The organism is Embleya sp. NPDC020630 (assembly GCF_044334985.1).
Lineage (GTDB): Bacteria > Actinomycetota > Actinomycetes > Streptomycetales > Streptomycetaceae > Embleya.
In genome coordinates this window covers 71,727-95,567 of record NZ_JBIRUB010000028.1, presented here as the reverse complement: position 1 = coordinate 95,567, position 23,841 = coordinate 71,727, and the positions used below count along the sequence as shown (strand labels likewise).

Here is a 23,841-nt window from a genome sequence, read left to right as displayed (position 1 = left end):
ACCGCCTGCACCCCCGAACACTGGTACACCAACCTCCGCACCACCGTCCGCTTCCAGGAGACCGTCGAAGCCCTCCTCACCGACGGACACACCCTTTTCATCGAGACCAGCCCGCACCCGGGGTTGACGGCCGCAGTCGACGAAACCATCGAGGCGCGCACTCCGAGCGTCCGGGCCGCCACCGTCGCCACCCTGCGCCGAGGGCAGGGTGATCTGCGCCAATGGCACATCGCCCTCGCGCACGCCCACGTACTCGGCGCCGATGCGATCGCGCCGACCTCCGCCGTGCCGGACGGCGACCTGCCCACCTACCCGTTTCGGCGGGACACCTTCTGGCTCACCGCGCCCCGGCGGCGGGACGCGGCCGGATCGGGCCGGAGCACGACGAGTCACCCGTTCCTCGACGCCGCCGTGCACGTCGCCGACACTGGCGCGCTCGTGCTCACCGGGCAGCTGTCCACGGCCGACCATCCTTGGCTCGCCGACCACGCCGTACACGAGACCGTCCTGCTTCCGGGGACGGCTTTCGTCGAGATGGCCGTCTTCGCCGGTGCCGGGGTCGGGTGTGATCGGGTGGCCGAGCTGACCCTGGAGGCGCCGTTGCCGCTGCCCGGCGCCGGGGCGGTGCAGCTGCAACTCGTGGTCGAGCCGCCGCTCGAGGAGGACGAGCGGCGGGTCGTGAGTGTGTACTCCCGGTCCGAGCCGGGTGAGCGCGACGCAGCGACCGACGTGCCCTGGACCCGGCATGCCACGGCGATCGTGGAGCCGGAATCCGCCGACGACCCCGGCCCGGCCGCGGCGCCGGTCGATGCCTGGCCCCCGGCGGACGCGCGGGTGCTCGACGTCGACGCGCTCTACCGCGACCTCACCGCGACGGGCTACGGCTACGGGCCCGTCTTCCAGGGGGTCCGGGCTGCCTGGCGGCTCGGAGACCGCGTGTTCGCGGAGATCGAGCGGACCGAGGAGGACGCCGACGCCGATCCGGCCTTCGTACTTCACCCGGCGCTGTTCGACGCGGCCCTGCACGCCGGGCTCGTGCCGGCGGACGACGCCCCGGCCCGACCGGGATCACCCCGGTTGCCCTTCGTGTGGAGCGGGGTGCGCCTGCACGGTTCGACGGCCACGGCCTTGCGGGTGCGGCTGAGTCCGACGGGTACCGACGCACTGCGGGTGGACGTCTTCGACACCGACGGCACACCCGTCGCCACGGTGGCCTCGCTCGCGCTGCGGCCTTTGCCGGCGGGGCAGTTGGCGGCGGCATCGGTCGGTGACGACCTGTATGCCCTGGACTGGCCGGCCCGGTCCGGCGGCGGAGGCCGACCGCCCGAGTCCTGGGCGGTGCTCGGGGACGACGAGCCGCGAACGGCCGCGCTCGCGGCGGCGGTGACCGAAGCGGGCCCGCCCGGGCGGTACCCGGATGTCGCCGCACTGGCCGAGTCCGTCGGTGCGGGAGCCACGCTCCCGGCGGCGGTGTTGTTCGCGGTGCCCGAGGGTGACCCGCGCCTCGATGTCCCGGCGCGCGTGGGCGCGGTCGTGCGGCAGGTGTTGGCGCAGACGCAGGCGTGGCTGCGCGAACCCGTCTTCGCCGAGACCCGGTTGGTCGTCGTGACGCGGGGCGCGGTGGCCACCGGCGCCGACGACCGCGTGCGCGACCTCGCCGGCGCGGCGGTGTGGGGCCTGCTCCGCTCCGCGCAGGCCGAGCAGCCGGGCAGGTTCGTACTGCTGGATCTGGACGACCACGAGGCGTCCGCCGCCGGCCCGGCCGGCGCGCTCACCGACCTCGACGAGCCGCAACTGGCCCTGCGCGCGGGGACGATCCGGGTGCCCCGGCTGGTCCGGGCCACCACGTCCGGGCCGGAGCCGGAGCGGCCCCCGGTGCGCTTCGACCCGGCCGGCACGGTACTGATCACCGGCGGCTCCGGCACCCTCGCCGCACTGACCGCACGGCATCTGGTCGCCGAACACGGCGTACGTCGATTGGTGTTGGCCGCCCGGCGCGGTGGGCAGGCGCCCGGCGTGGGTGAGTTGGTGTCGGAGCTCGCCGAAGCGGGCGCCGAGGTCGACGTCGTGGCCTGCGACGTGGCCGACCGAACGCAACTCGCCGCGCTGCTCGCGGGGATCCCGACCGAGCAGCCGCTGAGCGCCGTCGTACACGTCGCGGGCATCCTGGACGACGCCACGATCGACGCGCTCACCCCGGAGCGGGTCGACACGGTGCTGCGGCCCAAGGTCGACGCCGGGTGGTGGCTGTACGAGGCGACCCGCCGTCTCGACGGTGTGCCGCTCGTGCTGTTCTCCTCCGTCACCGCGACGCTCGGCAGCGCCGGGCAGGGCAACTACACCGCCGCGAACGCGTTCCTGGACGCGCTCGCCCAGCACGACGGGGCAGGCGGCCCGGTGCTGTCCATCGCGTGGGGCCTGTGGGCGCAGGCCGGCGGCATGACCGCCCACCTGGATCGGGTGGACACGGCCAGGATGGCCAGGAACGGCATCGCCCCGCTGCCCGCCGACCGGGGCCTGGCACTGTTCGACGCGGCGCTGCGCGGCGACCGGCCCGCACCGGTGGCGGCCGTGCTGGATCGGTCGGCGCTGCGTGCCCAGGCCGTCGCCGGGCTGCTTCCGGCCGTACTGCGCGAGATGGTGCGCATCCCCGCGCGGCGGGCCGCCCGAGCGGGCGCCGAGGGTACCTGGGCCAGCCGCGTCGCCGCGTTGGCGCCCGCCGATCGGCTCGCCGAGATCGGTGAGTTGGTCCGCGCGAACGTGGCCACGGTGCTCGGGCACACCGACGCCGGTCGCGTCGACGGCGCACGGGCGTTCAAGGAGGCCGGTTTCGACTCGCTGACGTCGGTGGAACTGCGCAACCGCCTCGCCGCCGCGACCGGACTGCGGCTGTCCGCGACGCTGGTCTTCGACCACCCCACCCCGGACGCGGTGGCCCGCCACCTGGCGGAGTCGGTCGTCGACGCGCAGCCGGTCCCGGCCGAGGCGACGCCGTCGATACGGCCCGCCGAGTGGGCCGACGAACCCATCGCGATCGTCGCGATGTCGTGCCGCTACCCAGGCGGCGTCGCCTCCCCCGAGGACCTGTGGGCGCTCGTGGCCGGCGGCGTGGACGCCATCGGCGAATGGCCGCGCGGACGCGGCTGGGACGCGACCGACCTGTTCGACCCGGACCCCGACCGGGCGGGCAAGAGCTACTCCACCCGAGGCGGCTTCCTGCACGACGCGGACCGATTCGACGCCGACCTGTTCGGGATCAGCCCGCGCGAGGCACTGGCCACCGACCCCCAGCAACGCCTGCTCCTGGAAACCGGCTGGGAGGCGTTCGAACGCGCCGGCATCCCGCACGCATCGCTGCGCGGCAGCCGTACCGGGGTGTTCGTCGGCGTGATGTACAACGACTACGGCTCACGGATCAGGCAGGCGCCTGCCGGCTTCGAGGGATACCTGGGCAACGGCAGCGCGCACAGCGTCGCCTCCGGCCGCGTCGCGTACACCTTCGGCCTCGAAGGGCCGGCGGTCAGCGTCGACACCGCGTGCTCGTCCTCGCTGGTCGCGCTGCACCTGGCGGTACAGGCACTGCGGCAGGGGGAGTGCTCGCTCGCGCTCGCCGGCGGGGTGACGGTGATGGCGACGCCGAGCGTGTTCATCGAATTCAGTCGCCAGCGCGGGATGGCGCCCGACGGCCGCTGCAAATCGTTCTCGGCGGACGCCGACGGCGCCGGCTGGTCGGAGGGTGTCGGCATGCTGCTGGTCGAACGCCTCTCGGACGCCCGGCGCAACGGACACCCCGTGCTCGCCGTGGTACGCGGCACGGCGGTCAACCAGGACGGCGCCAGCAACGGCTTGACGGCGCCCAACGGCCCCTCGCAGCAGCGGGTGATCGGGCAGGCGCTGGCCGCGGCCGGGCTCAGCGGCGCCGACGTCGACGCGGTCGAGGCGCACGGTACCGGCACCACACTCGGCGACCCGATCGAGGCCCAGGCGATCCTGGCCACCTACGGCCGCGAGCACACCGATGCCCGGCCGCTGTGGCTGGGTTCGCTCAAGTCCAACATCGGTCACGCGCAGGCCGCCGCCGGCGTCGGCGGGGTGATCAAGATGGTGTCGGCGATGCAGCACGGCGTGCTGCCCCGCACGCTGCACGCGGGCCGGCCGTCGCCGCACGTCGACTGGTCCGACGGGACGGTCCGCCTGCTCACCGAGGAACAGCCGTGGCCCGCCGCGGACCGCCCGCGCCGTGCGGCGGTGTCCTCGTTCGGGATCAGCGGCACCAACGCCCACGTGATCCTGGAGCAGGCCACGCGGGACCCGCGACCGGCCCCGCCGCGCGCGGACCCCGACCCCGCGACGTCGGCGTGGATCCTGTCCGCCCGCACCGCCGAGGCGCTGCCGGCCCAGGCCGAACGGCTGCTGGAGTGGCTGGCCGAGGAACCCGAGCCGCACCCGGCCGACATCGCGCTGTCGTTGACCACCACTCGCTCGCTTCTGGAACACCGCGCGGCCGTCGTCGGCACCGACCACGCGCAGCTGCTCCGGGGCCTGAGCGCCTTGGCCCGCGGCGAACGCTCGCCCGACGTAGTGCGGGCCGTGGCCGGGCCGCCCGGTCGCACCGCCGTGCTGTTCACCGGCCAGGGCAGCCAGCGCCCGGGCATGGGACGGGAACTGTACGAGAGCGAACCGGTGTTCGCCGCGGCGTTCGACGCGGTCCGCGCCGAACTCGACCCGCTCCTGGACCACCCCCTACGCGAGGTGGTGTTCGCCGAACCCGGCACCCCACAGGCGGCCCTGCTCGAATCGACCCGCTACGCCCAGCCCGCGCTGTTCGCCCTGGAGACCGCGCTGTACCGGCTGGTGGAACACTTCGGCTTCACCCCCGACGCGGTGATCGGCCACTCGCTCGGCGAACTGACCGCCGCGCACGTCGCGGGGGTGCTGTCGCTGCGGGACGCGTGCGTCCTGGTCGAGGCGCGCGGACGGCTGATGCACAGCGCGACCGAGGGCGGTGCCATGCTCGCCATCGGCGCCGCCGAACACCTCGTGCGCCCCCACCTGGACGCGTACGCCGGGGCGCTGAGCCTGGCCGCGGTGAACGGCCCCGAGGCGGTGGTGGTCTCCGGCGACGCCGAGGCCGCCGACGCCCTGGCCCGGACGTTCCGGGCGCAGGGGACGCGGACCAAGCGGCTGCGGGTCGGCCGCGCGTTCCACTCGCCGCACATGGACCCGATCATGGCGGCGTTTCGCCGCGTCGCCGAGGGTGTGGACTACCGCACCCCGGCCATCCCCGTGGTCTCCAACCTCACCGGCCGGATCGCGACCCCGCAGGAACTCGCCTCCCCCGAACACTGGGTGCGGCACGTTCGGGAAACGGTCCGCTTCCACGACGGACTGCATGCCCTGCGCGAGCACGGCGTCGACTCGTGCCTGGAGTTGGGCCCGGACCCGGTGCTCACGGCGATGGTCCGGGACACGTTCGACGAGCAGGGGCCCACATCCGTGGCGGTGCTGGGCGCCGGTCGGCCGGAAGGGGACACCCTGACCCGGGCGCTGGCCGCGGTACACCTGCGCGGGAGCGCCGTCGACTGGGCCGTGCCGCTCGCCCGGCGGGGCGCCCGGCCGATCCCGCTGCCGACCTACGCGTTCCGGCGCACGCGGTACTGGCTCGACCAGCCCGCCGCCGCCGACGCGGCCGCGGCCGGGCAGGACACCCCCGACCACCCGCTGCTCGGCGCGGCGATCGAGGTCGCCGACGGCGGCGAACTCCTGCTGACCGGTCGGCTCTCGCTCGCGGACCGGCCCTGGCTGGGCGACCACCGGTTGCACGGCCTCGCGCTGCTGCCCGCCTCCGCACTGGTCGATCTGGCGACGCGTGCCGCGGAGCGGGTGGGCTGCGCCCTGGTCGAGGAACTCACCCTGCACACACCGCTGATCCTTCCGGACGAGGGCACCGTGCGGCTGCAGGTGGTGGTTCGGGCCCTGGAGGCGGGTCGGCACTCGATCACCGTGCACAGCCGCCCCGAGGGCGCGTCGGTCGGACCCGACGCGCCGGCCTGGACGCGGCACGCCGACGGCGTACTCGCCCCGCGCCCCGTCACAGGCACGGCGGCGCAGCCACACACGACGCTCACCGCCGCGTGGCCCCCGCCGGGAGTGACACCGCTTGACCTCCGGGACCTGGACGAGCGGTTGGTCGAAGCGGGTGTGGACTACGGGCCCGCCTTCCAGGGGGTACGGGGCGTGTGGCGGCACCCGGACGGAAGTACCTACGCCGAGGTTCGGCTGCCCGCCGAGACCGCGCCGGAGGCCCGGACGTTCGGGATCCACCCCGCGCTTTTGGACGCCGCGCTGCGACCGCTCGCGCTCGGCGATCCGCAATCCGGGCCGGCGCAGGCCGACCGGGTACGCCTGCCCTTCGCGTGGAGCGGGGTGGAACTGTACGCGAGTGGTGCCGTCGAGGCCCGTGTGCGGATCGCGCCCGGCGTCGCGGAGGACTCCGTGGGCGTCGAACTGGCCGACGGGCAGGGCGCCTTGATCGCACGAGCCGAAGCGCTGGTGCTGCGCGCGCTGCCCGCCGACGGACTCGGCCCGGCCCACGCGGACGGCGCCGGGCTGTACCGGGTCGAGTGGAGTCCGGTGGCGGGCTTCGCCGGACGCGGAGACCGGCCCGCCACCGTCGTGGACCTGCGGTCCGAGGCTGCGGCCGGTCGGGGCGCACCGCCCGAGCGGACCCGCGCCGCGGCGTTGGTCGCGGTCGAGCGGTTGACGCGGTGGCTCGGTGACGACGCCGCATCCGACGTACCCCTGGTCCTGCTGACGTCCGGGGGAGTGGCGGTGCATCCCGGTGAGGTGGCGGATCCGGTCGTCGCCGCCGTGTGGGGACTGGTGCGCAGCGCGCAGGCCGAACACCCCGGCCGGATCACCCTGCTCGACCTCGAAGCGGGAGCCGAGACCGCGGACGGCATCGAAGCGGCCGCTGCGTCGCCGGAGCCACAGATCGCGGTGCGCGGCGGGGTGCCGTACGCGCCCCGCCTGGTGGCGCGGCGTCCCGAACCGGCCCGGGGCGAGGCGGTGTCGTTCCCGAGCGCGGGCACCGTCCTGGTCACCGGCGCCACCGGGCTCCTGGGCGGACTGCTCACCCGACACCTGGTGCACGCGCACGGCGTGCGTCATCTGCTGCTCGTCGGCCGTCGAGGGCCGCAGGCCCCGGGTGCGCGGGAGCTGCTCGCCGAACTCGCCGAGGCGGGGGCCGAGGTCACGATGGCGGCGTGCGACGTGAGCGACGCCGAGGCGTTGGCAGGGCTGCTCGACACCTTGCCGGCCGCGCATCCGCTGACGGCCGTCGTACATCTGGCCGGTGTCCTGGACGACGGCGTACTCACCGGCGTGACCGGGCCCCGGCTCGACGCGGTGCTGCGGCCGAAGGCGGACGCCGCCTGGAACCTGCACCGGCTGACCGAGGGACGGGACCTGTCGGCCTTCGTGCTCTTCTCCTCGATCGCGGCCACCGTGGGCACGCCGGGGCAGGCCAACTACGCCGCCGCCAACGCGTTTTTGGACGCGTTGGCCGGACAACGCGCCGCCGAGGGGCTGCCCGCGTTGTCGATCGGCTGGGGCCTGTGGGACGAGGGCGGGATGGCGGGTGCGCTCGGGGACGTCGACCGGGCCCGGTTGGCGCGCTCCGGCATCGCGCCGATGTCCGCGGCCGCCGGGCTGGCGCTGTTCGACGCCGCCCTGGGCGCGGGTGAGCCCACGCTGGTCGCGGCGCGGCTGGACACCTCCGGCGGCGCGGACGAGTCCGGGTTCCCGGGGTTGCCCATGATCCTGCGCCGGGCCGTGCGTACGCCGGTGCGAGGCCGTGCGGCGGACGCCGGCGAGGCGGCCGGGCCGGCGGGGCCGGTGCTCGCGGGTCTGGACGGCGAGCAGCGCGAGTCGGTGCTGATCGACATGGTCCGGCAGGAGGTCGCCGACGTGCTCGGGCATCCGGACCCCGGCACCGTGGACACGCGACGCGGACTCCAGGACCTCGGGCTCGACTCACTGACGGCGGTGGAGTTGCGCAATCGGCTCTCCGCGCGGGTGGGACTGCGGCTGCCGACCACGATCGTCTTCGACCACCCGAACGTGGCGGCGCTGGCGGCCAGGGTGGGCCTGCTGCTGACCCCCGAGGCCGGGCCCGGCGAGGCGGAGGTGTTGGCGGAGGAACTGCGCCGCCTGGAGGCGCTGTTGGCGCGGACCGGCGTGGACCGGCAGGAGCATGCCCGGATCGGGTCCCGGTTGCGGAGTCTGCTGCGCGTGTGGGACCGCACGATACCGGTCGGCGAGGCGGACACGGACGACGAGAGCGCGTTGGCCGACGTCGGCGACGACGAGTTGTTCCGGGCGCTGGACGACGAGCTGGGCGTGTCGACGCGGGACTGAGGAGGGGGCGCACGAAGCCGGGCCGCACCCGTGAACGCGGGTGCGGCCCGGCGAGTCATGCTCGCTGCCGTCGGTTCAGCCGACGACAGCGAGGTCGTAGATGTCCTTCAGCGTTCGCGCCTCCAGGGCGTCCGGGAGGGAAACCTGGCGACCGGTTTCCCGCTCCAACACGGTGACCAGGGCCAGCAGGTGTACCGAGTCCCAGCCCGGCACTTGGTCGAAGTCCTCCCGTACCACCTCGGCGGTGACCGGCAGGCCGAGCGAGTCGCGGAGCACCAGGACGAAGTCGTCGAGGGTCATCACAGTTGCGTCCTCCCGATGTTTCCGCTCAGCCGCAGGTGTCGCGGCCGCTCGGGGACGTGGATCAGGTCGTGCCGGAATCGGATCGTGCCGTCGTCGTCGACACTCTCCGTCTCGAAGCCGTTGCGCGGGTAGAAGTCCCGCACCTTGTCGTTCTTCGCGGACGGCCGGTAGGTCGCCAGCACCTGTCGCGCGCCCTCGGCGCGGGCGTGTTCGAGCAGGGCGGCCAGGCACGCCGACTCGATGCCCCGCGAGAACACCCGGCAACTGAGCAGGAAGTTCTCGATGCGCCAGACGCTTTCGTCCCGGTCCACGAACACCGCGCCGACCAGCCCGTTGTCGCCGAACCGGTCGGCGGATCGGATGCCGAGCACCAGTGCCCGCGCCGCCGCCGCACGCTCTTCCACGTCGGACTGTCCCAGACGTTCGGTCGTGAGGTTGAACTGGTTGGTGCGCAGCGTCAGTTGCGCGACGCGTGCCACCTGTGTGGGCGTCACCCGGGCGAATTCCACTTCGATGCCCAGGCCCGCCAGGTAGTCGTCGATCGAGGCGAAGCTGTCGAGGAAGTCCTTGCGCTGCGACTCCTCGCGATATCTGGCCGGGCGGGCGACGTCCTCGACGGTGACCTCGCGGACATCGAACCAGCCGTCCGCGAGCAGGCGTTGCACGTGCGTCGCCGGATCGCCGTCGAGCCGGACGACCGCCACCTCGGGCAACTCCCGGGCGACCAACCCGCATTCGTAGGGGCTGTCGTCGGCGAAGACGAGGCTGTCCAGGCCGATGTTGAGATCGGCGGCCAGGGAGCGCAGATTGTCGTGCTTGGGTGCCCAGTCGGCCACGATCCGAACGAAGTCCTCCTCGCCGAGGGTCATCTCGGGGTGCTCGCGCAGCACCTCCCGGACCGGTTCGAGATCGTTCTTGCTGACGGCGGCGAGCAGCACGCCCTGGGCGGACAGTTGCAGCGCGGTGCGCTGCACGGCGCGAAACGCCTCGCCCCGATAGCTCCCGGCGACCTCGATTCCCTCGGGTCCGTCGTCACCGAGCACACCTCCCCACACGGTGTTGTCCAGGTCGAGAACCAGACACTTGCGGGCGCGTCCGGACAGGCCGCGGGCCAGGTGGGCGAGTTCCCGGGTGTAGCCGGCGGTCAACTCGGGGGAGAGGTGCGTCCCGGTGTACGTGCTCAGCCGAACGTCCCGGCCGGGCAGCCCCGAGCCGATCAACGGTTCCAGATCGAGCACGATCAGCCGCGGATGGTCCTCCATCAGGCGCAACACCCGCGCGTTGGTCTCGCGCCACACCGCGCCCAGCCGGGCCCGTGAGCGGTGGTCCACCAACTGCGCGACGTACTCCCGGGGAAGCGGCAGCGTGTTGTACACGAGCGTGCCGTGCCCCACGGCCTCGAACGTGTCGGCCAGCGTGGTCAACCGGCGTTCGGTGGCCGCCAGCGCCGATTCCACGTGCTCCGGTCCCCAGGGCACCGGCACCTCGTCGAACACGACCGTGTGGTCGAGCAGACAGGCCACCAGGTCGGGGCGGGCCGCGTACAGCGCGCTGTTCGGATCGGACAGTTCGAAGACGTAGGCGTCGAAATCGGTGACGTGAGGACGCAACAGCAGTCCGTGTCGGGCCAGTTCGGCGGTGAGCGACGGGGTGACCCCGGTGACGGTGCCGTGGCCGGTGACCGCGACCGACACCACCGGAGTCCGTGGATGCAGCTCCACCACCTCGTCCACCGAAAGCCGGGACAACACCCGGCCCGCGTCGACGAGTTCGGGCGGCGGCAAGTCACGCAGCAGGCCGGGTATCCGGGGATACTCGGCGGCCAATCGGTGCTGTCGATGCAGGTCTCGGAAGGTGTATTCGAGCGGATCGCCCACCGGCGCGGCCGCGGTGCGGTTCATGTGAGAGACAACCCTTCGATCGTGCGACCGCGATCAGCTGGCCACCGGCTCGTCGAGGACATCGTCGGAGACGAGGATCGCCTGGTGCAGATTGCGCAGCGACCGGCACGGCTCCAACCCCAACTGCGAATGCAGCACCCCACGGGCCAACTGGTAGACCTGCAGGGCTTCGGCCTGCCGCTCGGAGCGGTACAGCACCAGCATCAACTGCCGGTAGAACGCCTCACGCAGGGGATGGTGCGCGGTCAGCCTGGAGAGCCGACTGAGGATCTCGCGGTGGCGGCCCAGCGCGATGTACGCGTCGATGCACATCTCCTCGCAGTCCAGCCGCTCCTGCTCGGCCCAGGTGGCGAATCCACTGACGATGGGACCCTCGCCCACACCGTCCAGGACCGGTCCCCGGTACAGCGCCAACGCCTTCTCCAGATCGACCACGGCATCGGCGAAGCGTCCCGCCCGGTGATGCGCGCGTCCGCTGTCGGCGGCGCGTTGGAAGTCGTGCAGGTCCGACTCGCCGTCCTCGACCCGCAGCAGATACCCCGGGATCCGAGTGGCGATGGCATCCGCGCGCCCACCCACGGCGGTGAGCAACTTGCGGAGCTGGCACACATAGACGTGCAGGGCGGGAGTCGCCCGCCGCGGTGGGTTCTCCCGCCACAATTCGTTGATGAGTTGGTCCTTGGTCACCACGCGCCCGGCTCCGATGAGCAGGGCGGCCAGCAACACCTCGGTCTTGGGCGCGCTGAGGATCGATTGGCCGCGCTCACCCGAGACGCGCAAGGGGCCGAGCAGTTCATAACGCATGGGCATTCTCCCCGTAAGAGACCACATTGCGAATGCCCTTCGAGTCTTCGGGAGTCGCCCACCGGGCGCATCGGTGAAACTACTTAGAGCCCCCCGTCGACCGAAAACCACCGTCCCGAAAGCCCTCGGCGCGGTCTCGATCATGCTCACGACCAGCGGTTGTCCCGCGTAGACCCCGGAAAGATGCCCGCTGCGGCGCTCCCGCGAAACCCCCGAAGATTAACCGCCGCGAAACAATCCGCGACACCACGTACGAGATTACGACGCGGGGAATCGAACGCTCCGCTTCCCGATACATCCCCTGAAACCCGGACACGGTCGGATCCGCCGCGCCGCCGAACCATTCCACCCCGAAAACATCCGCGCCGGGACCGTGCAGGTGCACATCATCGTGGAGGACGCCGCCGGCAGTGCCTGCGTCACACTGACGGCAGGCTCCACCTCGAACCGGAACGCCGCAAGAGGTCGGTACGTCCGCACGGCCGTCTGCCGACCCACACCGGGGTCCACCCGCGTCTGCACCCGCGTCTCCACCCGTGTTTCCACCCGTGGGTCCAGGTGCGGAACGGGCGACGGCGGCAGCCTGGGGACATGAACACCACAGACTGGATCACCGACATCCTTCTTGTTCTCATCGTCTTTCGGCAGTTGCGGGAAGACCGGCTGGACCGCAAGACCTTCCTCATCCCGTTGGGGATCGTGGCCTTCGTGGCGTGGAGGTACCTGGACACGATTCCCACCGCGGGCAACGACACGGTGTTGATCGGCGCCCTGATGGCGATCGGCGCGGCGCTCGGCGTGGCGGGCGGCATCTTCACCCGGATCCGCTCCGCCGGCGGGTATCTGCTGATCAAGGCCGGTGTGGTCTCCGCGGTGTTGTGGGTGGTGGGCATGGGCGCGCGCATGGGGTTCCAGGTGTGGGTCGACCACGGCGGTGCGGACGACGTCGCCCGCTTCAGCCTCGCCCACCACATCACCACCGCGCAGGCGTGGGTCGCGGCGTTCGTGCTGATGGCGCTCACCGAGGTCGTCACCCGGGTGGCCACAATCTTCGTACGGAGCCGGATGGTGGGCTCCGGGCGGCCGGCGAACACGGCGGCGCGTACGGCGTCGTCCCTGGACCGGGTGGCCTGACGGTGGGATATGGTCGCGCCGTGCCCGTATCCGAGAGCGTTCCCGTAGCCGGGTCGTCCTCGGGGCGCGGTCCCGGTCCGCGAGCGATGGTCCGGCACGACCCCCGGGTGCAATGGGCCTTCACCCTGGGCGTGATCGTCGTGGGAATCGCGACGATCCGCCCGATGGGCTTCAGCGGTCGCGGCCTGGCCGTCGTCGTCCTCGTCGCGTTGAACTCGCTGTTCCTGTTGGGCCGCAACGTCCCCCAGGACCGGGTCCCCGCACGGGTGGTCGTCGTATGGGCGTCGCTGGGCATCGTCGCGGCGGCCTCCCTGATCGGCGCCGCCCGTACCGGGACCGGTTACCTGTTCGCGTTCTTTCTCGTCGGCCACATCGGTTACCGGCTCCCGCCCGTATGGGCCGTCCCGCTCGCGGCGCTGGCCGGCGGGCTCTGCGGGGGAGTGCTGTATCTGCACCTGGGCCCGGGGCACGAGTCGTTGTCCTGGGGGGTCGGGTTGTGCGCCGCCCTGCCGGTGGTGGTGGGCATCGTCAGCCGCAGCCGGCAGCGGGCGATCGACGCCGCGATCGAATCCGCGGAATCCGCCGAACGCGCCGCCCGCGCCGAGGCCCGCACGGCCGCACTGGCCGAGCGCAGCCGCATCGCCCGGGACGTGCACGACGTCCTCGCGCACTCCCTGGCCGGCATCAACATGCAACTCGAACTGGTGGACGCCCTCCTCGACACGGGCGACCTGACCAGGATCCGCGAAGCCAACGACCGGGCGCACAGCCTGGTCAAGGAGAGCCTGAAGCAGGCCCAGTGGACCGTGCACGCGCTGCGCGAGGCCACGCTGCCGCTGCTGGGGAGCCTGACCGCGATGATCGAGTCGTCGGGCCACCGGGACGCGCTCACCGTCGACGGCACCGTTCGCGAACCACCGGCCCGCGTGGTCCAGCACCTGCTGCGGATCGCCCAGGAGGCGCTGACCAATGCCGCTCGGCACGCCCCCGGAGGCGACGTACGGGTGGAGGTGACGTTCGCCGCCGCATCCACGACACTGAGGATCCGCAACGGCCCCGCCACCCGGGAGGCGGCCGGGGCCGGCAGCGGCATGGGACTGATCGGGATGCGCGAACGCATCGCCATGGTGGACGGAACCCTGACCGCCGGACCGATCACCGAGGGACCGGACCGAGGCGGCTGGCAGGTGGAGGCGGTGATCCCGGAATGAGCGACACAGGCGACACCACGCGGCACGACGCGCCGTCGGCCGATGCGCCCCGGCGGCTGCGGGTGGTCGTGGCCGACGACCAGGCCGCCGTGCGCGAACCGCTCGCGGCCGTACTCGCGCTCTCCGAGGACATCGACGTCGTCGCTGCCGCCGAGGACGGGGACCAGGTGCTCGCCGCGGCTGCCACGGGCCCGGTGGACGTGGTGCTCATGGACCTGCGCATGCCCCGGACCGACGGCATCGAGGCGACCCGCCGACTCACCGACGAACACCCAGAGGTGGCCGTCGTCGTCCTGACCACCTTCGCCGACGACGACTCGATCCTGGCCGCGCTGAGCGCGGGCGCCCGCGGCTACCTCACCAAGAACGCCGGACGCCGCGACATCGTGCGCGCGATCCGAGCCGCCGCCGCGGGCCAGTCCGTCCTCGACCGCGAGGTCCAGGACCGCCTGCTGGCCACCGTCCGCACCCGGGCCGCGACGCCGAGCCACAACCTCCCCGACGACATCACACCCCGCGAACGCGAAGTCCTCGCCCTCATCGGCCAGGGCCTGCCCAACCGGGCCATCGCCGAAAAACTCTTCATCAGCGAGGCCACCGTCAAAACCCACATCAACAACCTGTTCGCCAAGGCCGGCATCCGCGACCGCGCCGACGCGGTACGCCGAGCCATCGCGGCCGGCCTGTAACACCGAAGCCGGACGACTGCTCCCGCCTCCGGCCGTCGCGAGGTGAGTCGGCGAGAGGCCGCCACCCGAGCCGTGGGTGGTGGGTGTGTATGCCGGGCGTGTGGGTCGGACCGCACGGTTGCAGGCCCGTCCCTCGAACCCACGACGCCCGACGATTACCCCCGGGCGTCGGGATCCGGCGGTGGTGACGCGTGTGTGGCGGGACCCGGATCGCGGAGGCGGCCACCGGCGACGAGGCGTGGAAGACGGTCCGAGCCCGGCGCCGCGTCCCGGCGATGAGCCTCGCACCCTCCTGGACGGCGGCCCTCGATCGCAGCCGCGCGCCCGCACTCGCCATCGAGCGGGAGCGTCAGACACCACCTGCCCACGCAGCAACGTCAGTTCGCCGCGGAAGCCTGCGCGTAACCACTGGCTCCGGACCACCTCACTCAAGGCCCGACGCGCAGCCGAAACAACGAGCTGAAAGCTCAGCAGGGAATGGCCCCGAAGACGAAGAAGTCGTCGTGCGGCCGGATGCCATCCCGGGCCCGAACTTCCCGCCGTATGTGGGCAATCCGGTGCTCGGTCGGAGTGAAAGCGAATTCGGGGGACGACGGTGCGGAACACACTCGGGCAGTTCCCGAACGGCTGTGCCTGGTACGCGGTGCCGGACCCGGCGGCCGCCCCTCGCGTGCTTGTCCCCGGCCGGCGCGACGGCCTACCGTGACGGGTGGGCCGCTGTGGGGTCGGCCCATTCGGCCGCCCGAACGCAGCGGCGGCACCGCTTTGTTCGCGTCCATAACCGAAAGAGCAGGTGACCCATGCGCCTGTCCCATCGCATCGCCGCCACAACCGGCATCCTGGCGCTCACCCTCGGCGGCCTCGCCGCCGCCGCACCCACCGCACAGGCCACTCCAACCCAGTGCGTCTCCTACCTCGCCGTCCGGGGATACACCTCGCCGATCAACGCGAGCGCCTGCGCGCTCGGCGCCAACGGCGCACCCGGCACGTACAACTGCGCGACCCTGCTCATCGCCGCGCAGACCATCCCCCGCGAGACCGCCTTGTGGGCCTGCACGATCGCGGGATGGTAGATTCCGCCGAGCCCGCGAGACGCCCGACGGCGCCGATCGCGCACCTCACGCGGTCGGCGCCGTTGTACGTCGCCGCGCCAGGACAACCCGTCGCCCTCGACGGCCGCTCACCCCTGTGGACGCGCAGTACCACCTCGGTCGGGGGCGACCACCCGAGGTACGACTACCCCACGGAATCGGGCCGTTGCCGATCGACGCCGGCGCACCACCAGGCCACGGGCGCCCAGCACCAGCACACCGGCCGCACTCACGCGCAGCGCGATATCGCCGGCCGGGTAGCCGTCCTCGTACTTCGCGCCTGTGCCGAGAACCCGCCCGGCTTGCCCGCCCGCAGGTAGGCCGAACCCGGCAACTTGTCGGCATACCAGCCGAACCCGCCGGCATCGACGACCTCCACGGGCGCCTGCGCCCGGTACGTCCCCACGGCGACGAACTCCGGGACCTCGTCCGGGCCATCAGTCACCGAAAGCCCTGGTGGCCACCCGGCGGCGAGCATCCGGGCCAGGCACTCGCGGATGCCATCGATGCCCCGGTCCGTCCCGGACGGGCCGCCGAAGGTGGCCTCGTCCTCTAGAGGCGGACGAGCCCGTCGAGGTCGCTCTCGCGGACGCGGGCTTCGTATTCCGGCATTCGACAGCCCCGGCCCCGTTCCGCCGTTCGCCGCCACCGCCACCGCCCCAATCAAGGGTCGGCCCGAGCGGGAGCCAGGAACACCGACCGGATCGGGATCTCGACGCGCGAGCGGGGTATGGGAGCGCGGAGGCGGGTCCGATCGCGCGAGTTCCGTTCGCGAAAGAGCCGGCGAAGTTCGGTTCTCCTAGGCTGTGTTCGCCCCACCGGATCGAACACAGGAGCCATTCGTGAACCCCGTGAACTCGACGCCCACCGTCACCGAAACCCCCGCCGTCCCCGCCGCGTTCGACCGCGCCGGCGAGTCCCCGCTGGCCATGGCGCTGCGTCGGGTCGCCGCCGAGTCCGAGGCGGGCGGTCCGCGCATCGGCTACAACAGCTTCGTCGGCGGCGAGTAGCGGCGAGCAGCGGCGAGTAAGCAGCCACCCCTCGATCGACCGGCACACGACGCCGGGAGATCGACGAAACGGCTGATGCCCCGGCGGTCCTCGGGCACATCGAGGACCGCCGTACCCGACCGGGTACACGCCCACCCGCACGGATCGCGCCGGTGCCATCCTCGGAACCACCCGGAGCAGACACTGTGGTCAACCTCGAAACTCCCGTACGCAGGTCGGCGGAATGGCCGGCCGACCTGCTCGATCCCGACAGTCCGGGTACGACGTGGCAGCCGGTGCCCTTCACCCACTTCGTGGTCAAGATGCACAGCCGCTGCAATCTCGCGTGCGACTACTGCTACCTGTACGAGATGGGCGACGAATCCTGGCGGTCGAGCGCCAAGACGATGTCGACGGCGGTCGTGGACCGTACCGCCGCCCGTATCGGCGAACACGTGCGCGCCCACGGGCAGGAGCGCGTGCAGTTGATCGTGCACGGCGGCGAGCCGCTGCTCGCGGGACCGGCCCTGATCACGCGGATGGCCGAGGCCGTACGCCGCGAGGTGCCGGCGAGTACACACGTGTCCTTCGGTGTGCAGACCAACGGTCTGCTCCTGAACGACCGCATGCTCGACGCCTTGCACGCACTGGACTTCCGGGTCGGCGTGAGTGTCGACGGCGGCGAACTCGCCAACGACCGCCATCGGCGCTTCGCCGACGGGCGCGGAAGCCACGCGGCGGTGACCGAGGCGGTCGCCAGGCTGCGCGATCCGTCGCGGCCGGGACTGTTCGGCGGGCTGCTGTGCGTCATCGACGTGGCGAACGATCCGGTCGAGGTGTACGAGTCGCTCCTGACGCACGCGCCGCCGATGCTCGACTTCGTGCTGCCGCACGGGAACTGGACGTCTCCGCCGCCACTGCGCGAGGAGGGGTCGAGTCGCACACCCTACGGCGATTGGATCGTGCGGGCCTTCGACCGCTGGTACGACGCACCGCGCCAGGAGACCCGGGTCAAGCTGTTCGAGGATCTGCTGAGTCTGGTGCTCGGCGGCCACACCCGGTCCGAACAGGTGGGGATCGGTCCCGCCACCACCGTGACGATCGACACCGACGGTGGGATCGAGCAGGTGGACACGATCAAGTCGGCGTACGACGGCGCGGCTTCCACCGGATTGTCGGTGCTCACCGACCCCCTGGACGCGGCGCTGCGGCACCCGGCGGTGGTGGCTCGCCAGATCGGGATCGAGGGCCTGTCGCCGACGTGTCGCTCGTGTGCGATCCGCGATGTCTGCGGTGGCGGCTTCTTCATCCACCGCTATCGCGCGGGCAGCGGATTCCTCAATCCCACGGTGTACTGCCCGGACATGAAGCGAGTCATCGCGCACGTGCGGACCAGGGTCGCCCAGGACCTGGCGAGCGCACCGCCAAGCGGGTGACGACACGCCTTCACTCACCGAGCGGACGCAGCAGCCCCGCCGTGGGTGGTTCGGATCGCGAGGCAGAGGTACGTGCCGTCCGGACCGCGCCCGACCGGCCCGTTCGCGTGGTCCGACGCAGTCGAATCGCGCACGCCACGAACAGGCGACGGGCCGAGCCGATTCCCCCATGAGGCAGCAGTGTTCGCGACACCCAGCTCCGACCCGTCCCGGTACACCGACTCGACACCGCGCCGCGCCGAGTCGGCCCGGGCCATCGAATTCGCCCGAGAACTGTCCCGGTTGGGTCTGCGAGCAGGCGACACGGTGATGGTGCACAGCTCCATGCGCGCCGTGCGCGGTCGAGGCCGACCCGGAGCCGAGTCGCGGGATCTCCGCTCGGCGTTCCGGTGCGTGCTCGGCGGCGACGGAACCCTGGTGGTACCCGCGTACACGCCGGAGCACTCGATCACCTCCCAGGCGTTCGCCGACGCGACCGCCGGCCGCACGGTCGAGGAGTTGGCCGAGTATCTGCACCGGCCACGGGACCCGCACGCGTCGGTGGCGGCGGCGATGGGCGCGTTCGCCGAGTCGATTCGTGCCGACGACGGTGCGCTGCGCAGCGACCATCCGCTGGCTGCGGTCGTGGCCTTGGGCGGCCGGGCGGAAGAGGTCACCCGAGGCCACGGAAGGACGCATTTCGGCCCGGACTCACCGATGGGCCGGTTGTACGACGCGCGGGCCACAGTGCTCGCGATCGGCGTCGGGTGGGGCGTCGTTTCCGTGGCCCACCTGGCGGAATACCGACACCCTCATCGGTCGCGCCGCCACTACACCTGCAAAGTCGCCGCTTCGGAAGGGAGTTCGTGGTTCTCCTTCCTCGACGTGGCACTGAGCGACCACGACTTTCCGGAGCTGGGGCGCGACTTCGAGGAGCGGCATCCCGAGGCGATCACTCGCGGTCGGGTGGGCGCGGCGCACGCGTTCTTGCTGCCGGTCCGGCCGTACGTGGATTTCGCGACCGCCTGGATGGGCGTCCATCGCGCACCGGCAGCGCCCTTCCGGTCGGCGTGCGATGAGACGCCCGACAGATCCGGGTCGGGCTGAGAGCACACGACAGGAGCGCCACCTTCCCGCGAGAGGGACGTCCACCACGCGCCCGCGTCCGTGCCCGTCGGTTGTCCGCGGCGCGGCGCTGTCACCGGCCGTGGAGCGCGATCGAGGCCCGGATCACGTCGGCGTACGGACCCTCCCACCACGGTACGGAGCGCACAAGCAGCGGCCTCCCGCCGCTGATCTGCACCAGCATGCGATCACGTGGCAACGCGGCCAGGTCCGCCACGTCGAGCACGACCTCGGGCCGGGTGGCCCTGGTCACCGTCGAGCCCCACCAGGTCGAGGACGCATACGTGAGCGCGGTGGTACGCGCCTCGAATCGGCCGGAGAACACCGACTGGGCCCGGAGCATCTCGCTCTCCGAGCCGCCGGCCCCGTAGACCCGCACCGAGCACGAGTTCCAGATCTTCGCCATGCCGGCCTCGCCCCACACGCGTACGCCCTGTGCCCAGGACTGGAGCATCATCATCACCACCACGCCCCGGGACCCATAGTGGGAGAGCCGATCGGGCAGGATCGGCAGCGGCGCGGTGTTGGCGGCCTCGTCCATCACCACCAGGAGGGGGACGGGCAGCCGCCCGCCCGAGCACGCCGCCGCACGATACTCGGCGGCGACCAACATGGCCCCGGTCAGCAGCGTGGCGGCGGGATTCGCCCTCGCGTCGTCCATGCCGGAAAGAATGTAGAGCGTGTCGGTGCCGGCGGCGAACTCCACGAAATCGAACTCCTCCCGCCCCTCGCCCGGAGTGATCCAGGGCAGCACCTCGGGAGCCGCCAACCAGGACACGAGCTGCGCGGCCCCTCCGTAGACGCCCGCCCGCTGGTCCGCCGGGAGCGCGCGGGTCGCCGCACACGCCTCGGCGGCCAGAAGGTGCCCCGCGCCGCGCAGGATGGTCTCCGGCTCGTCGTCGTCGGAACGCAACAACCAACGTCGCACCGCCGTGATCGGCTGCTTGTCCACATCGGCGGCGAGCAGGAACATCGCCAGCAGATTCTGCGCCGCCGGCTGGAAGTACCCGTCCGATCGCGCGTGCGTGTCGCGCTGGGTGAACGCGATCAGACCCGCGACACCGACCGCGTCCTTCAGGCTGCCGGCCACCATGCCCAGTGGATTCCAGAACCACGTGGGAGGTTCGCGTACGACCTCGTGTGGATCGAAGACCCACACCCGACCGTTGCGCCGACGCACCTCGCGGGTGGCGTCGACCACGTCCCGCTTACACGATGTGACCACCAACGCGCCCGGGGCGGAGACGATGTTGGGGATGACCCGGCAGGTGGTCTTGCCGGTGCGCGGACCGCAGATGTCCACCTGGACCTCCTCCCACGAGCCCCACACATCGCGCCCGTCGCGCACGCTGCGGCCGACGTACACCCCGGGCGTCGAGACGGGATACGCGATCCGTGCCGCCGCGGCGCGCACGCTTTGGGTGCCGACACGCCGAACATCGGCACGACGAGTCCACAGCCGAGCGGTCGAGTCCACGTGCCGCCGCCGATCGCGGCCGCGCAGGTATGCGAGCAAGGGCACGTCGATCGCGGCGAGCAGCAGCACAAGGCCGATCGAGAGCACGATCACGCCCGGCGGCGGAAAGCGGGAGTCGGCGGGGTCCCCATAGGAGCGAAGCAGTTCGGCTCCGGTCGGTTGTCGGCCGGCGAGGGAGGCCACGAGTAGCTCGGCCAAGGGCGGGAGCAGGAGCACCGTGACCAGGTTGCCGATGAGAAGAAGCGCCGCCAACCACGTGCCGGTGAGATCCGGGCCGCGGCGTCGGATGGTGCCGGTCATCTTTCTCCTTGTCCGGACGATGGCAAGGCCAGGGCCAGGGGATCCGGCCGGGGCGGCCGGAGCGATCTCGACGACGGGCCTTGGCCCCGCCCGCGAACCGAGTCGCGCGGCGAGCCCCACAAACCCGGTGTGAGCGAGGCGCGTGGACACACGGCGCAGCAAGACGGTCCCGCGAAGGGCCGCGTCGCGGCAGTATTTCGCGCGAACCGGTACCCCACCGCGCTTTCATACCTCCCCGACCACAGGAACCACACCGGTCACCGCCGGCGACCACGAGAATCGTCCGACACCCACCCCGCCGGCACCCGCACCGACGGCCCGGACACCGCCGAACCCGCCGACGCCGACCACATCGCCTTCGACACCCGAGCCCGAACTCCGCCGACCCGTGACCGAGTACTCGAGTCGTCGGACGCCTGACACGCGCCACACTCTCCCCACCGGTGTTGTCGGCAGCGAACTTGTCAGGGGATCTCGCCGCAGTGGGATTGTCGGTGACCAGGTCGACGCGCTGACCTGGCTGGGCCTGGACACCCGTAGAGTCTCCATGCTCGCGCTGCATCTCATCCAGGCCGAGTTGGTCCATGTCGATACCCTGCTGATCCAAAGGGTTTCCGGCCGAGCCGAAGTGGGCGGACACCCTGGACGAGGCCGACCGGCGGGCCCTTTCACCGTTGTTCTGGACGCATGTGAACCCGTACGGAGGGTTCGGGCTCGATATGAACACGCGCCTGGACCCGGCCGACGAACCGGCGGCTGCGGTGCCCGCTTCGCACGCACCGGCCGATGACGCGGAACCCGCGCGGGACTGGCACGACCGGCCCCGATCGAGGAGGCGACGGCGGTCCGGACCACCGGATGCCGGGGCACAGCCCGCACGGCCGACCACGAACGATACGACGTGTGGACCCCGGCACCGGTGGCCCGTGATCCCACCATCGCACCGGACGCCCCGCCCGTGCGTCGCGTCCGTGCAGGTTCGCAGAACTGACGCAACCGGGACTCGGCGGGTTCCCTGGTGCCGGCCCGACGGGTCGACGGCTCGGGCGGCGGACCGGGGCGGGAGGTCAGGCTTCCCGGGCACGCTCGGCGATTCGTCCCGCACGCGCGTCGGGAGGGCCACCGCGCTGATCGGTGCCGGGCGCGAGCGAGGGCAGCACGACCCGCGTCCAGTCCGAACTGCCGTTGACCGGTTCCGTGTCGCCGGGGCGCAGCGGCGCCGCCTGCTTGGACGCGCCGAAGCCCTTGGCCGCCAGGTGTGTCAGTCTGCCCGGCGCCGAGAGATCACCGTCCCGGATGTAATCGTGGGCGCGCCAGAAGGCTTCCCGAAGCCCCGCGTTGTAGGCGGCGATGCTTCGTCGTTCGTCGCCCGCCCGATCGTCCTCCCGGTAGCCGGCGTTGTCCCGGGTCAGCTTGTCCAGCGCTGCCGTGCGGGAGGCCTTGGTCGCCTCTCGCCATGATCGATGCAGTTCGGGATCGGTACGTGCCTGGGACAGATGGCGCGGCCCGGTGCTGCCGACCGTCATGCGTGCCACCTCGTATGCCCGCATCGGCGTCATACCGGCGACCACGGACGGCACCGGGAGGTAGACCGGCGGAACCGTGACCTCCGGCGCCGTTTTCGCCGTTCTCGGATCGCCGGGCTCGCGGGGCACGTGTCCGGCGGCCGTGAAGTGCGCGCCCAGTTGCGCTCGGAGGTCGGCTGCCGAGCCGAAGGCGTGCGTTCGGCTGTGCGCGGCGATGGCATTGATCCTGGGGTCCTGGTGTCCGCCGCCGTTCTCCTTCGCCGCGATGATGTCGTCGGCAGCGCGTCCGGAGCCTCGGTAGGCCAGCAGGATCGCGTCCTGGACGGGCCTGCCGTTCTCGGTCATGTCGTGGACGCGATGCGTCGCGTCCTGGACGGTGATCCCGCCGCCGTTGATCAGCACGGTGGCCGATCCCTGTCCCTGGGACAGGATCCGACCGGCCTGGGCAAGCGCCCAGGACTCGTCCCCGAAGTCCTGGCCCGGCACCACGAGGACCAAGTCCTGGTCGGGTTGCAGCGGTGCCTTCTTGTTCGGGTCGTAGCGCGATCCGGGAGGGGCCACCGTGCCCTCGGCCACGACACCGATCAGCGGGGCGTCCGCCATCGCCAGTCGCCCCTCGGCGAGCAACCGGCGCTTGGCCTCGCCGACTTCCTTGAGGCAGCCGGAATCGGTGCCTCCGAAGAACACCGCGGCCGAGAACCTCGCGGCGGTCAGCAGGATTTCCTCGTACATCTCCTGGTCCGCGGCCGTCGCCGCGCCGGCTCCCGCCGCCCCGCCGACGACGGTGATCACGGGCATCGAATCGGCCACCATGTCGTGCAGCGCGACACTCAGGTCGGCGTAGGAATCGACCTTGCGGACCGGGAACCATCGATGGTTTTCCCACCGGTCGGTGGGCGCGGTGAGCAACTCGCCAAGAACGAGACCGATCGTCCGCCCGCCGCTTCCCCGGCACGGTGAGCGCCCGGACCCACGCGGCGGACCACGTCGACACCGAGTCCGATGTGGTGCGCCGCGCCGTCGATCCCGACGCCCTCGACGTGTTCGCGCGGCACGACCGGCCCGCGCCCGTGCGCGAGGTCGACCCGGCCCTGGTTCCCGACCCGGCCCATCTCCGAACCGCCGCGTTCTCGGCCGAGTTCGCGGCGGTTGCCGCGACGGGGAACCCGTTGGGCGTGCGGTGGTGCAAGGCGCACCGGGACACCCGCCTGGTCACGGTGACCCACCAGGACTGGACCCTGATCGCCCGCCGGCCCGGCGGACCGTACATCGCGCTCGTGCGCGACGTCCCGCAACCTCTGGACGTCACGGGCCTGGACGCGCTGTCCGACCACCTCACCCGCCTCGCCGAGGACCGGACTCGACCGTGATCCGCCGCGTAGGGCATTCGTCCCGGGCGGCATGGCGCCGCACCTCGATCGCCTCGTCGACGCGACCCGACTCCTCCAACCGTTGCGC

15 protein-coding genes are annotated in these 23,841 nt (G+C 72.1%); 9 read left to right on the top strand and 6 right to left on the bottom strand.

Annotated features, from left to right (window positions below):
- The coding region (locus ACH4XV_RS43525; RefSeq protein WP_395799273.1) for an SDR family NAD(P)-dependent oxidoreductase at window positions 1-8,418 on the top strand (8,418 nt) is incomplete at its 5' end.
- A 75-nt stretch (window positions 8,419-8,493) separates the two neighbouring features.
- Here the strand turns inward: ACH4XV_RS43525 and ACH4XV_RS43520 are convergent.
- Genes ACH4XV_RS43520 through ACH4XV_RS43510 form a run of 3 tightly spaced genes read right to left on the bottom strand, consistent with a single transcriptional unit; the run spans window position 8,494 to window position 11,426 of the window.
- Window positions 8,494-8,718, bottom strand: a complete 225-nt coding sequence (locus tag ACH4XV_RS43520; protein ID WP_395799271.1) for an acyl carrier protein — start codon at window positions 8,716-8,718, stop codon at window positions 8,494-8,496.
- Window positions 8,718-10,622: an HAD-IIIC family phosphatase gene (locus ACH4XV_RS43515; RefSeq protein ID WP_395799269.1), complete on the bottom strand. Its 1,905-nt coding sequence runs from the start codon at window positions 10,620-10,622 to the stop codon at window positions 8,718-8,720. Before ACH4XV_RS43515 ends, ACH4XV_RS43520 begins: the two co-directional genes overlap by 1 nt.
- 33 nt (window positions 10,623-10,655) lie before the next feature.
- Window positions 10,656-11,426 (bottom strand): BTAD domain-containing putative transcriptional regulator, encoded by a 771-nt coding sequence (locus ACH4XV_RS43510; protein WP_380001889.1) that lies wholly within the window; start codon window positions 11,424-11,426, stop codon window positions 10,656-10,658.
- Between the two features lie 591 nt (window positions 11,427-12,017).
- Between ACH4XV_RS43510 and ACH4XV_RS43505 the strand changes: the two genes are divergently transcribed.
- The 4 genes from ACH4XV_RS43505 (at window position 12,018) to ACH4XV_RS43490 (ending at window position 15,533) form a co-directional block, all read left to right on the top strand.
- Window positions 12,018-12,560: a hypothetical protein gene (locus ACH4XV_RS43505; RefSeq protein ID WP_395799267.1), complete on the top strand. Its 543-nt coding sequence runs from the start codon at window positions 12,018-12,020 to the stop codon at window positions 12,558-12,560.
- 107 nt (window positions 12,561-12,667) lie between these two features.
- Entirely contained in the window at window positions 12,668-13,771 is a 1,104-nt protein-coding gene (locus ACH4XV_RS43500) for a sensor histidine kinase (RefSeq protein WP_395799281.1), read from the top strand.
- Complete coding sequence (locus ACH4XV_RS43495) at window positions 13,768-14,460, top strand: response regulator (protein ID WP_395799265.1); 693 nt, start codon at window positions 13,768-13,770, stop codon at window positions 14,458-14,460. Before ACH4XV_RS43500 ends, ACH4XV_RS43495 begins: the two co-directional genes overlap by 4 nt.
- Window positions 14,461-15,260: 800 nt before the next feature.
- Complete coding sequence (locus tag ACH4XV_RS43490; RefSeq protein ID WP_395799263.1) at window positions 15,261-15,533, top strand: hypothetical protein; 273 nt, start codon at window positions 15,261-15,263, stop codon at window positions 15,531-15,533.
- A gap of 247 nt (window positions 15,534-15,780) precedes the next feature.
- Here the strand turns inward: ACH4XV_RS43490 and ACH4XV_RS43485 are convergent, their stop codons facing one another.
- The gene (locus ACH4XV_RS43485) at window positions 15,781-15,996 is read right to left on the bottom strand and encodes a hypothetical protein (protein ID WP_395799261.1); all 216 of its coding nucleotides are present in this window, start codon (window positions 15,994-15,996) and stop codon (window positions 15,781-15,783) included.
- A 397-nt stretch (window positions 15,997-16,393) separates the two neighbouring features.
- Between ACH4XV_RS43485 and ACH4XV_RS43480 the strand changes: the two genes are divergently transcribed.
- From ACH4XV_RS43480 to ACH4XV_RS43470, 3 genes are all read left to right on the top strand, one after another.
- Window positions 16,394-16,561 (top strand): hypothetical protein, encoded by a 168-nt coding sequence (locus tag ACH4XV_RS43480; protein WP_395799259.1) that lies wholly within the window; start codon window positions 16,394-16,396, stop codon window positions 16,559-16,561.
- A 185-nt stretch (window positions 16,562-16,746) separates the two neighbouring features.
- Complete coding sequence (locus tag ACH4XV_RS43475; RefSeq protein ID WP_395799257.1) at window positions 16,747-17,976, top strand: FxsB family cyclophane-forming radical SAM/SPASM peptide maturase; 1,230 nt, start codon at window positions 16,747-16,749, stop codon at window positions 17,974-17,976.
- Window positions 17,977-18,156: 180 nt separating this feature from the next.
- Window positions 18,157-19,062, top strand: a complete 906-nt coding sequence (locus ACH4XV_RS43470; protein WP_395799255.1) for an aminoglycoside N(3)-acetyltransferase — start codon at window positions 18,157-18,159, stop codon at window positions 19,060-19,062.
- A 91-nt stretch (window positions 19,063-19,153) separates the two neighbouring features.
- On the opposite strand, the gene ACH4XV_RS43465 is transcribed toward ACH4XV_RS43470, so the two are convergent.
- Window positions 19,154-20,857: a type IV secretory system conjugative DNA transfer family protein gene (locus ACH4XV_RS43465; RefSeq protein ID WP_395799253.1), complete on the bottom strand. Its 1,704-nt coding sequence runs from the start codon at window positions 20,855-20,857 to the stop codon at window positions 19,154-19,156.
- Between the two features lie 1,067 nt (window positions 20,858-21,924).
- Window positions 21,925-23,292 (bottom strand): hypothetical protein, encoded by a 1,368-nt coding sequence (locus ACH4XV_RS43460; protein WP_395799251.1) that lies wholly within the window; start codon window positions 23,290-23,292, stop codon window positions 21,925-21,927.
- A 47-nt stretch (window positions 23,293-23,339) separates the two neighbouring features.
- Here ACH4XV_RS43460 and ACH4XV_RS43455 point away from each other — a divergent pair, with 47 nt between their 5' ends.
- Window positions 23,340-23,753 (top strand): hypothetical protein, encoded by a 414-nt coding sequence (locus ACH4XV_RS43455; protein ID WP_395799249.1) that lies wholly within the window; start codon window positions 23,340-23,342, stop codon window positions 23,751-23,753.
- Window positions 23,754-23,841 lie beyond the last annotated feature (88 nt).